This is a genomic window from Flavobacterium chilense (assembly GCF_001602525.1).
Classification (GTDB): domain Bacteria; phylum Bacteroidota; class Bacteroidia; order Flavobacteriales; family Flavobacteriaceae; genus Flavobacterium; species Flavobacterium chilense.
Map to the genome: position 1 here is coordinate 215224 of NZ_LSYT01000010.1, position 12303 is coordinate 227526.

The following is a 12303-nucleotide window of genomic DNA, read 5'->3' on the forward strand; positions in this document are numbered from 1 at the left end:
CTTTGGAACGAAATCGTTGTAATTTTAATCTAAATTACTAAAAAACTATTATGCATGCATAATTTTAACACTAAAAAAATGCATACTCTTAAATTTTAACTGTTAAAATTTAATTCAGCTTAAAATTTACCTGCATTTTCTCTAATTCTATCAATAGCTCGGTGGAAATTCTTACTTTTAGCCTACGACTTGGCATCGTTAACCTGGTCACTACTTTTATCTCTTCTACCTCATTTACTTCCTGAATTTTAGTTTCCTCAATTGCAGCATCTTCGTTTTCGTTCTCTTCTACAAAAACAGCATCATCTGTTTCTTCAAAATCAGCAGGGGTTTCAACCTCAACCAGGCGTTTAATTTTCTCTAATTCCATGACTTCAAAAGTCACAGAATTCTCTCCTTTATTCTCATTAAACAAATGACTTAATTTATGTATAAATTCAGCCTGTAGATCTTTTATATTCAATAATAAAATCAATTTTTTAGCAAAGGCTTCCAGAATATCCTGCAATTGTCTAATTTCAACAAACTGCATTCTTGGATCAGATTTTTTTCCTGTGTCATGATTTACCCAACCATCCTTTATTAATATTTTCAAATAAGCAAAATTGTTTTGAATCAGGAAATGGCGAAACTTAAGATACTCTTCTCCAAAAATCTTGAACTCATAACTTTCATCATATCCTTCCAGATTAAACACAGCCCAGCCTTTTCCGTTTTTGGCTACACGATGTTGTACATTATTAATGATTCCGGCAAAGTTTAGATTTTTACCTACATATTCATTCATACTTTTTAATGCTTCTAAACGGGCATTACAAAAGTATTTCATCTCAAACCTAAAATCATCCAGCGGATGTCCTGAGATATAAATTCCAACAACCTCTTTTTCTTTTGCCAGTTTTTCCATTGTGCTCCAGTCTTCACACGGAGGCACAACCGGCTCTGCAATTTGTACTTCGCTTGCTTCTCCAAACAAACTTACCTGTGATGAATTTTCATTTTCCTGAAATTTCGATCCGTAACGCATTGCTTTCTCATAAAAGGTAATTCCATCACCATCATCATGAAAATACTGCGCTCTGGTTGTTCCTTCAAACGAATCAAAACCTCCTGCTAATGCAAGGTTTTCAATTGCTTTTTTGTTGGCAGCACGCAAATCAATTCGCTTCGCCAAATCAAATATGGATTTGTATCTTCCGTCTTTTCTGTTTTCTACAATAGTTTCTACCGCACCGGAACCAACACCTTTAATAGCACCCATTCCAAAACGAACCGCATAATTATCATTTACGGTAAATTTATAGTACGATTCATTTACATCTGGACCTAAAACTTCTAAGCCCATACGTTTACATTCTTCCATAAAAAAGGAAACCTGCTTAATATCGTTCATGTTATTCGAAAGTACCGCTGCCATATATTCCGCAGGATAATGCGCTTTTAAATAAGCAGTCTGGTAGGCAATCCACGCATAACAAGTCGAGTGCGATTTGTTGAAGGCGTAACTCGCAAAGGCCTCCCAGTCTTTCCAGATTTTCTCCAGAATCTTGGCATCATGACCTTTTTTTGCCGCCTGTTCGACAAATTTAGGTTTCATTTTATCCAGTACATCCTTTTGTTTCTTACCCATCGCTTTACGCAATACGTCGGCTTCACCTTTTGTAAAGTCTGCCAGAGACTGCGACAAAAGCATTACCTGCTCCTGGTAAACGGTAATTCCGTAGGTTTCAGACAAATATTCAGCACAGGCATCTAAGTCGTATTTGATTTCTTCGTCACCATTTTTTCTTCGAACGAAAGACGGAATATACTCTAAAGGCCCCGGACGATACAGGGCGTTCATCGCAATTAAATCTCCAAAAACCGTTGGCTTAAGGTCTTTCATGTATTTCTGCATCCCGGGTGACTCGTATTGGAAAATACCAACTGTTTCTCCTCTCTGGAAAAGCGCATACGTTTCTTCATCATCAATCGGAAAAGTGTCGGGATCCAGATCAATTCCAACTCTGTATTTTACCAGTTTTACGGTATCTTTTATCAGCGTAAGGGTCTTTAGACCCAAGAAGTCCATTTTCAACAATCCGGCACTTTCTGCAACCGAGTTATCAAACTGTGTTACATATAGATCCGAATCTTTTGCGGTGGTAACGGGAACATAATTCGTAATATCCGACGGCGTAATGATAACCCCGCAGGCGTGAATTCCCGTATTACGCATCGATCCTTCCAGAATTTTTGCCTGCTGAATGGTTTCTCCTGCCAAATCATCTTCATTGGCAATCGCGATTAACTCTTTTACATTATCAAATTCATCAGAACGAAGGGCTTTTTTAACTTCTTCTTCGCTTTCAGAAATAAAACGCGCCAAATTCCATTTTGACGGCATCATTCCCGGAATCAGTTTCGCAATTCTGTCAGCCTCGAATAATGGTAAATCCAATACACGAGCTGTATCACGAATCGCTGATTTAGTTGCCATTTTACCATAAGTGATAATTTGTGCTACCTGCTTTTGACCATATTTATTGATTACATAATCCATTACACGTCCACGACCCTCGTCATCAAAGTCGATATCAATATCGGGCATCGATACACGGTCAGGATTTAGGAAACGCTCAAAAAGTAAGTCGTATTTAATGGGGTCAATATTGGTAATTCCGAGACAATACGCAACGGCTGAACCCGCTGCAGATCCACGACCGGGACCTACCGACACATCCATTTTTCTTGCTTCGGCAATGAAATCCTGTACAATCAAAAAGTAACCCGGATATCCTGAATTCGAAATCGTTAACAATTCAAAATCCAGACGTTCCTGAATTGATTCGGTAATTTCGCCATATCTTCTTTGAGCTCCTCTCATTGTAAGATCTCGCAAATAAGCATTTTCACCACGAACACCATTGTCTTTCTCATCTTCAGGATCAACAAACTCATCTGGAATATCAAACTTCGGAAGCAATACATCACGATACAATGAATATCCTTCGACCTTATCTATAATTTCCTGAATGTTGATAATCGCTTCGGGCAAATCAGCAAAGAGCTTTTTCATCTCGTCTTGCGACTTGAAATAATATTCCTGATTTGGAAGTCCGTAGCGATAACCACGTCCACGTCCAATAGGTGTTGCCTGCTTTTCACCGTCTTTTACACAAAGTAAAATATCGTGCGCATTGGCATCTTCTTTATTTAGATAATAGGTATTATTGGTTGCAATTAATTTGACGTTGTGTTTTTTCGAAAACTCAATCAGGGTTTTATTTACACGATTTTCATCTTCCTGATTGTGACGCATAACTTCTAAATAGAAATCATCACCAAATTGTGCTGCCCACCAAATCAAAGCTTCTTCGGCCTGGTTTTCACCAATATTCAGGATTTTACTTGGAATTTCTCCGTATAAATTCCCTGACAAAACCATGATATCTTCTTTGTATTTTTCAACAATATTCTTGTCAATCCTCGGAACATAATAAAAACCGTCAGTATAGGCAATCGAAGCCATTTTGGCCAGATTATGATATCCTGCTTTGTTTTTAGCCATTAAAACAACCTGATAACCGTTGTCTTTTTTGCTTTTGTCTAAATGATTTTCACAAATATTAAACTCACAACCCACAATTGGTTTTACCTCAGTTTCTGTTGGTTCTTCACCCGCTTCAACTAAAGCTTTGTTTTTTCCGGATGCCGCTTTGTTATGGTTCATAACGGCGCTCACAAAGTGAAAAGCCCCCATCATGTTTCCGGTATCGGTCATGGCAACCGCCGGCATTCCGTTTTTGGCAGCAGCCGCAACAATATTTCCAATTCCGATAGTAGATTGAAGTACCGAAAACTGTGTGTGATTGTGCAAATGCGCAAATTTCGCTGCTTTGAAATCCGCTTTATCTTCTTCTGAAACGACATTTTGCGTATCTTCTCCAGCTAAAGCTTTAAGCTGTTCTCTGATTTTATCAGAAGCCGCTTTTAAATTGATGTGCTTTAAACCAATCAGTTTAAATTCCTGTGGATTTCTATCCTGAAATTCTTTGAAATATTCCTTAGGAACGTCTAATTCTTCTTTTGTAAAAACTTCTCTTCTAACCAATTCAAGAAAACAACGCGTAGTTGCCTCAACGTCGGCAGTTGCGTTGTGCGCCTCTGCGAAAGGCTGATCGAAAAGATAACTGTGTAATTCGGTCAGGGTTGGAAGTTTGAATTTTCCTCCACGACCTCCAGGAAGCTGTAATAATGAAGCAGTAACTTCAGTACAAGTATCTAAAACCGGCATTGAACTCATAGGGGAATCTACTCCCATTCTATGAAATTCGGCTCCCATAATATTAACGTCGAAACCTAAATTCTGACCTACAATAAATTTGGTTTTACTTAATGCAATATTGAATTTTTCCAAAACTTCGGCTAGCGAGATTCCGTCGGCTTCTGCCAATTCAGTCGAGATTCCGTGAATACGCTCAGCATCATACGGAATATTAAATCCTTCCGGTTTTACAAGGTAATCCTGATGCTCTACAAGCTGTCCCATTTCATCATGAAGCTGCCATGCAATCTGAATACAGCGGGGCCAGTTATCAGAATCGGTTATCGGGGCATCCCATCGTTTTGGTAATCCGGTTGTTTCGGTATCGAATATTAAATACATAAGTTTAAATAGCAAAAATTAAAGCTCCAAACCATACGTTTTTCCAATATAAACACCTGATTATATGGAATATAAAAAACCGCTTTATGAATTATGGAGGAAGTTCAAATTTACGCTTTTTTTTGGCTTCAAGAAATAAAGAATGAAACAAAAAGCATTAATCAAAATCATTATTACAAACTGTTAAAAACCAATAAAAATGATAAAAATTCGATTCGTTAATGCTAAAAAATTCGATTATTCATTTTGGATACTCATTACACCAAAATGAACACTTTTAAACATCACTCTGTCCTGAACTTTGCCTTATCAATTTAAAACAAATTATTATGAAAACTATTTTTATTACAGGCGCTTCTTCAGGATTAGGAAAAGCTGCGGCAAAATTATTTCAGGCAAAAGGATGGAATGTAATCGCGACAATGAGAACTCCGGAAAAAGAAACTGAACTTTCTAATTTAGAAAATGTAACGCTTTTACCATTAGATGTTACTAACTACGACCAAATACAAAACACAGTAAAAAAAGCGCTTGAACTAAGCGATATTGATGTTGTTTTTAATAACGCCGGTTATGGCTTAATTGGCCCTCTGGAAAGCTTTAATGACGACCAGATCACTAAGCAGCTTAATACCAATTTACTGGGAGTTATTCGTGTTACTAATGCTTTTATTCCGTATTTCAGAGAAAGAAAAAGTGGTTTATTTATCTCAACGACTTCTATTGGCGGTTTACTTTCTTTTCCTTTAGGATCTGTTTATCACGCAACAAAATGGGGACTGGAAGGCTGGAGCGAAAGTATGGCTTATGAATTAAATCCGTTTGGGATCAATATTAAAACAGTTTCTCCGGGTGGTATCAAAACAGAATTTCTGCACGGTTCTCTTGATACCGGAGTAAAACCTGAATATCAGGAAATGACAGACAAAATTTTTGAAAATGTAGCAGTAATGTCTCAAATGGGATCGACTCCGGAACAAATTGCCGATGTAGTTTACGAAGCCGCTACTGACGGAGAAATCAAACTGAGATATGTAGCCGGAGAAGATGCCAAAGCTATTTACCAACAAAGACTGGAACTAGGAGATGAAGTTTTTCGCGCTGCTTTTGGTAAACAATTTTTGGGAGCCTAATTTATTACTGATACCGTTCAGGTTTTGATAATCTGTGCGGTATCAGTTTTTCAATTTTTTATAACTTTATGTCATGGAAAAGAAAAACAATAATCCGGAAAGGATTTCCTCTATCTCGCAATTTCATAGCTTATTAAAACTGCCAAAGCCTCTTCATCCTATGATAAGCCTGGTTGATAATACTCAGGTTGTTATTAATCCCGATTTAACAAACACTGCTATTCTGCTTGACTTTTATAAAATATCCTATAAATTTTCTGCTAACGGAAAAATGGGTTACGGTCAGGGTTATTATGACTTTAACGAAGGCGGTTTAATGTTTGCTTCTCCCAATCAATTGATTATTACTGATGAAGAAGGAGTAGAATATGGCGGCTACACCCTGCTTTTTCATCCGGATTTTATTCGAAATTATCCGCTAGGTAAAAACATCAAAAAATACGGTTTCTTTTCTTATGATACCAATGAAGCCCTACATCTTTCTGACAGCGAAAAAACAACTATTACAGGACTTTTAAACAGTATTAACAATGAACTTCATACTGCCATTGATGAAATGAGTCAGGATGTAATTGTTTCTTATATTGATGTTTTGTTAAATTATAGTAACCGTTTTTACAAACGTCAGTTCATTACCCGAAAAACGATCAACAATGATTTATTACTTAAAGTAGAAAATACTCTGAATGATTATTTCAATAATGCCGAAACGCTAAAAAGAGGATTACCTACAGTAGATTTTCTTGCTTCACAAATTAACGTTTCAACTCATTATTTAAGTGACATGCTCCGCAATTTAACGGGACAAAATGCACAGCAGCACATTCATTCAAAACTAATTGAAAAATCAAAGGACTTCCTGATTACTACCAATCTTTCGGTAGCAGAAATCGCATATCAATTGGGTTTTGAATATCCTCAGTCGTTTAGTAAACTTTTCAAAAAGAAAACACATCTGACTCCTTTAGAGTTTAAAAATTCCCTGAACTAGACCTTACAATTATACTTAAATCATTTTCGTCTTCAACTCTGTTTTTATCTCAAAACAGATAAAATTTCATAAAAATACACTTCTTGGATGTCGTAGTATTCAGACTGTTTATTGAATCTAAATAACGGTCAAAAAATGCATTTAAAAGCTTTCAAAAACTAAAAAAGCATCTTTTTTCAAAAGAAATCAAAACTAACAATTATTACTATTTTAATTCAATTTGTTACATTTTTTCAAACAAAACAGCGCATTCTGTAGTGATTTTGAAATAAATTTGCAAACTATTAAAATAAAAAACAACGAATAAAAATTAAAGTATAAAAAGAAAAACAAAAGTAGTTTCTAATTCTTTTTTCTGTCAAATTTTAATTCATAAATGCCGTTTAGCAATTTGTATTTTAGTTTGGGTATCGTATATAATGAAATATCGAAATTGACGCCTTTGTATCTTTTTTTACTTTTGTTTTGCTATTATAATGAACAGGAAATTGCTGTAGTTATAGAAATTACAATTAAAAAAAATAAAAAATGAGTAAGACATTATTTGACAAAGTATGGGATTCACATGTAGTGCGTAAAATTGAAGATGGACCAGATGTGTTTTTTATTGACCGTCATTTCATTCATGAAGTTACGAGTCCTGTTGCTTTTTTAGGATTAAAGTCAAGAGGTGTTTCGGTATTATATCCTGAACGTACTTTTGCAACTGCAGATCACAATACCCCAACTATAAACCAACATTTACCAGTTCAGGATGCTTTATCAGCCAATCAGCTTAAAGCTCTTGAAGACAATGCCAACGAATACGGAATTTCGCACTGGGGATTAGGTCATCAAAAAAATGGTATTGTACACGTAGTAGGTCCTGAAAACGGAATTACTTTGCCAGGTGCTACTATTGTATGTGGAGATTCGCATACATCTACTCACGGTGCTTTTGGAGCTATTGCTTTTGGTATCGGAACTTCTGAAGTGGAGATGGTGCTTTCTACTCAATGTATTATGCAGCCTAAACCAAAGAAAATGCGTATTAACGTAAATGGTCAGTTAAGCAAAGGTGTTGGTCCAAAAGACGTTGCCCTTTATATTATTGCTCAGTTAACCACTTCTGGAGGAACAGGTTATTTTGTTGAATATGCTGGTGATGTTTTCGAAAATATGACAATGGAAGGTCGTATGACGGTTTGTAATTTAAGTATCGAAATGGGTGCGCGTGGCGGAATGATTGCTCCTGACCAAACTACTTTCGATTTCCTTGAAGGAAGACTATACGCACCAAAAGGAGAAGCCTGGACAAAAGCTGTTGAATACTGGAAAACACTAAAAACGGATGCTGATGCTGTATTTGATGCTGAGTTAAACATCAAAGCTGAGGACATCGAACCAATGATTACTTATGGTACTAATCCTGGAATGGGAATTGGTATCTCAAAACATATTCCGTCTGCAAAAGAAGTTGAAGGTGGTGAGGAGACTTACAAAAAATCTTTAGCTTACATGGGCTTTGAAGAAGACGACGTTATGATTGGAAAACAAATTGATTACGTTTTCCTAGGAAGTTGTACAAACGGACGTATTGAAGATTTTAGAGCTTTTACCGAAATTGTAAAAGGTAGAAAAAAAGCAGATAATGTTACCGCTTGGTTAGTTCCGGGTTCTCATGTTGTTGAAGCTCAAATTAAAGAAGAAGGTTTATTAGATATCTTAACCGAAGCTGGTTTTGTATTACGCCAGCCGGGTTGTTCTGCATGTTTAGCTATGAACGATGATAAAGTTCCTGCAGGAAAATATGCTGTAAGTACTTCAAACCGAAACTTTGAAGGTCGTCAGGGTCCTGGTTCAAGAACTTTATTAGCAAGTCCAATTATGGCTGCTGCTGCTGCTGTGACAGGAAAACTAACAGACCCAAGAGAGCTTTTTTAAAGATTTAGGAATGAAGATTAACGATTTTTGATTTCAGATTTCGATACACTTCATTAAAAAATCTTCTAAAATTTCAATTTACATTTTACAAAAAACAGTAACGATTACAATTTTAAGATGCAATAACAAATCTAAAATCAGAAATCGTTAATCTAAAATCAAAAATCAAAATGGCATACGATAAATTTAATATACTTACCAGCAGTGCAGTGCCACTGCCAATTGAAAACGTCGACACAGATCAGATCATTCCGGCTCGTTTCTTAAAAGCTACAAAACGTGAAGGTTTTGGAGACAACCTTTTTAGAGACTGGAGATATAATGGTGATGATACCCCAAAAGCTGATTTCGTTTTAAACAATCCGACTTACAGCGGAAAAATCCTTGTGGGTGGAAAAAACTTTGGTTCTGGATCTTCAAGAGAACACGCTGCGTGGGCAGTTTACGATTACGGTTTTAGAGCTGTAGTTTCTAGTTTCTTTGCAGATATCTTTAAAGGAAACTGTTTAAATATTGGTGTTTTACCTGTTCAGGTTAGCCCTGAATTTGCTGAAACTATTTTCAAAGCTATCGAAGCTGATCCTAAAACAGAATTGGAGATCAATTTACCAAACCAAACCATTACTTTATTGTCAACCGGACAACAAGAATCGTTTGCTATTAACGGATATAAAAAGAACAATATGATTAATGGCTTTGATGACATTGATTATTTACAAAATATTAAAGAAGATATTAAAGCTTTCGCAGATAAGCTTCCTTACTAACAAACAACCAACAAAAATGCAGTTACTCAGGCTCGGCTTTAAAGGTTGACTCTGGTAACTGCTTTATAATTTTTAAAAACTGTCTAATTCAATATTCAAACAGTATTTTAAAGTGATATCATATTTGAAATGGAAAAAAGAAAAATTGAAATAATGGATACAACGCTCCGTGATGGTGAACAAACCTCAGGAGTATCTTTTTCTGCTGCAGAAAAACTAACCATTGCCCAATTATTGCTGGAAGAATTAAATATTGATAGAATCGAAATTGCCTCAGCTCGTGTGAGCGAAGGAGAATTTCAGGCCGTAAAAGGTATTACTTCATGGGCTGAAGAAAGAGGATATATTAACCGAATTGAAGTACTTTCGTTTGTTGATGGAGGTGTTTCGATTGAATGGATGAAAAAAGCCGGCGCCAAAGTACAAAATTTGCTGACTAAAGGCTCAATGAACCATTTAACGCATCAGTTAAAAAAAACTCCGGAACAGCATTTTTCTGAAATTGCCCAAATCATTACATTAGCAAAAGATAACAATATTGAAACCAATGTTTATCTGGAAGACTGGAGCAACGGAATGCGAAATTCTCCTGACTATGTTTTTCAGTTTCTGGATTTCCTATCCACTCAACCTATTAAACGAATTTTACTTCCGGATACTCTAGGTGTTTTAATTCCGTCTTTGACTTTTGAATTTATTTCAAAAATCAGAGCTAAATATCCAAACATTCATTTTGATTTTCATGCGCATAACGATTACGATTTAAGTATTGCTAATGTTATGGAAGCCATAAAAGCCGGAATCAACGGACTTCACGTAACGGTAAACGGAATGGGAGAACGTGCCGGAAATGCACCGCTCGAAAGTACTGTTGCTGTAATAAATGACTATCTGCCAGAAGTAAGCATCAACATCAAAGAAACTTCTTTATACACTGTAAGTAAATTAGTTGAAACGTTTACCGGCTATAGAATACCTGCCAACAAACCAATCGTGGGTGATAATGTTTTTACACAAACCGCAGGAATTCATGCCGACGGTGACAACAAAAACAATTTATATTTTAATGATTTGCTTCCGGAACGCTTTGGAAGAAAACGAAAATATGCTTTAGGAAAAACTTCAGGAAAAGCCAATATCGAAAAAAATCTTCAGGAATTAGGCTTAAAACTAAATCAGGAAGATCTGAAATTGGTCACCCAAAGAATTATCGAACTGGGTGATAAAAAAGAAACCGTAACTAAGGAAGACCTTCCGTACATTATTTCGGATGTTTTGGACAGTCATACTTACGAAGAAAAAATAAAAATCGAGTCCTATATATTGGTACACTCAAAAGGAATGCGTCCGTCAACGACTTTGTGTTTAAAATTTGGTGATGAAATTATCGAAGAAAATGCGCAAGGCGACGGTCAGTTTGATGCTTTTATGAATGCTTTATCCAAGATTTACAAAAGCAAAAAATTAACGCTTCCAAAACTGATCGATTACGCAGTTAGGATCCCGCCGGGAAGTAGTTCTGACGCCTTGTGTGAAACCATTATTACATGGGTCAACAACGGAAAAGAATTCAAAACCCGCGGATTAGATTCTGATCAAACTGTTGCAGCGATTATTGCAACACAAAAAATGTTGAATGTAATTGCTTAATATAAGGGACAAAGGTTCAGAGGAACAAAGGGACAAAGGCTAAAAAAAAGTTTTCATCCCAACACCTCTGGACCTTTGAACCTCTGAACCTCTGAACCTTTGAACCTTAATAACACATATAGAATGAAATTAAACATAGCCCTTTTAGCCGGAGACGGAATCGGACCAGAAGTAATAAATGAAGCTGTAAAAGTATCTGATGCTATTGCAAAAAAATTTAATCATGAAATAACCTGGACTCCAGCTTTGACCGGAGCTTGCGCAATTGACGCAGTTGGAGTTCCTTACCCAGATGAAACGCACGAAGTTTGTATGAAAGCCGATGCTGTTTTATTTGGAGCAATTGGACACCCAAAATATGATAACGATCCTAGTGCACCTGTTCGCCCGGAGCAAGGATTATTGTTGATGCGTAAAAAATTAGGATTGTTTGCTAACGTACGCCCAACATTTACTTTTCCTTCTTTAATTGATAATTCTCCTTTAAAAAGAGAAAGAATCGAAGGAACAGATTTAGTTTTCTTAAGAGAATTAACTGGTGGAATTTACTTTGGTGAAAAAGGAAGAAAAGACGATGGAGAAACTGCATTCGACAATTGCGTTTACACAAGAGCCGAAGTGCAGCGTTTAGCTAAAAAAGGTTTTGAATTAGCGATGACACGTAGCAAAAAATTATGCTGTGTTGACAAAGCAAACGTTTTGGAAACTTCTCGTTTATGGAGAGAAACAGTTCAGGCTATGGAAAAAGATTATCCGGAAGTTACGGTTTCTTATGAATTTGTTGATGCCGTTGCCATGCGTTTGGTTCAATGGCCAAACTCTTATGATGTATTAATCACAGAAAATTTATTTGGAGATATTTTAACAGATGAGGCTTCTGTAATTTCAGGTTCAATGGGATTAATGCCTTCTGCTTCTGTTGGAGAGCATACATCATTATACGAACCAATCCACGGATCTTATCCTCAGGCAACTGGATTAAACATTGCAAATCCATTGGCAACTATTTTATCTGCAGCCATGATGTTCGAAGATGCTTTTAGCTTAAAAGACGAAGCTGAAGCCATTAGAGCTGTTGTTAACAAATCTCTAGAACAAGGAGTTGTTACAGAAGATTTGGCAGCTAAAGGATCAAAAGCTTACAAAACAAGCGAAGTTGGAGACTGGCTTGTAGCGAATTTATAGTTTATT

General features: G+C 36.3%; 7 protein-coding genes. 6 read left to right on the top strand and 1 reads right to left on the bottom strand.

Features of this window, described 5'->3' with window-relative positions; all coding sequences use genetic code 11:
* Nucleotides 1-109: 109 nt before the first annotated feature.
* Nucleotides 110-4648, bottom strand: coding sequence for a DNA polymerase III subunit alpha (gene dnaE, locus A4F88_RS21530; RefSeq protein WP_068844825.1), 4539 nt, complete (start codon nt 4646-4648; stop codon nt 110-112).
* Nucleotides 4649-4977: 329 nt separating this feature from the next.
* Here dnaE and A4F88_RS21535 point away from each other — a divergent pair, with 329 nt between their 5' ends.
* The 6 genes from A4F88_RS21535 to leuB all read left to right on the top strand — a co-directional run bounded on the left by A4F88_RS21535 (nt 4978) and on the right by leuB (nt 12297).
* Nucleotides 4978-5781: an SDR family oxidoreductase gene (locus A4F88_RS21535; RefSeq protein ID WP_068844826.1), complete on the top strand. Its 804-nt coding sequence runs from the start codon at nt 4978-4980 to the stop codon at nt 5779-5781.
* A gap of 73 nt (nt 5782-5854) precedes the next feature.
* On the top strand, nt 5855-6772 hold the full coding sequence (locus tag A4F88_RS21540) for a helix-turn-helix domain-containing protein (protein ID WP_068844827.1): 918 nt from the start codon (nt 5855-5857) through the stop codon (nt 6770-6772).
* 528 nt (nt 6773-7300) lie between these two features.
* Entirely contained in the window at nt 7301-8695 is a 1395-nt protein-coding gene (gene leuC, locus A4F88_RS21545) for a 3-isopropylmalate dehydratase large subunit (protein ID WP_068844828.1), read from the top strand.
* A gap of 170 nt (nt 8696-8865) precedes the next feature.
* Complete coding sequence (gene leuD / locus A4F88_RS21550) at nt 8866-9462, top strand: 3-isopropylmalate dehydratase small subunit (protein ID WP_068844829.1); 597 nt, start codon at nt 8866-8868, stop codon at nt 9460-9462.
* A gap of 129 nt (nt 9463-9591) precedes the next feature.
* On the top strand, nt 9592-11112 hold the full coding sequence (locus A4F88_RS21555) for an alpha-isopropylmalate synthase regulatory domain-containing protein (RefSeq protein WP_068844830.1): 1521 nt from the start codon (nt 9592-9594) through the stop codon (nt 11110-11112).
* A 123-nt stretch (nt 11113-11235) separates the two neighbouring features.
* On the top strand, nt 11236-12297 hold the full coding sequence (leuB, locus tag A4F88_RS21560) for a 3-isopropylmalate dehydrogenase (RefSeq protein WP_068844831.1): 1062 nt from the start codon (nt 11236-11238) through the stop codon (nt 12295-12297).
* The last annotated feature ends 6 nt before the right edge of the window (nt 12298-12303 follow it).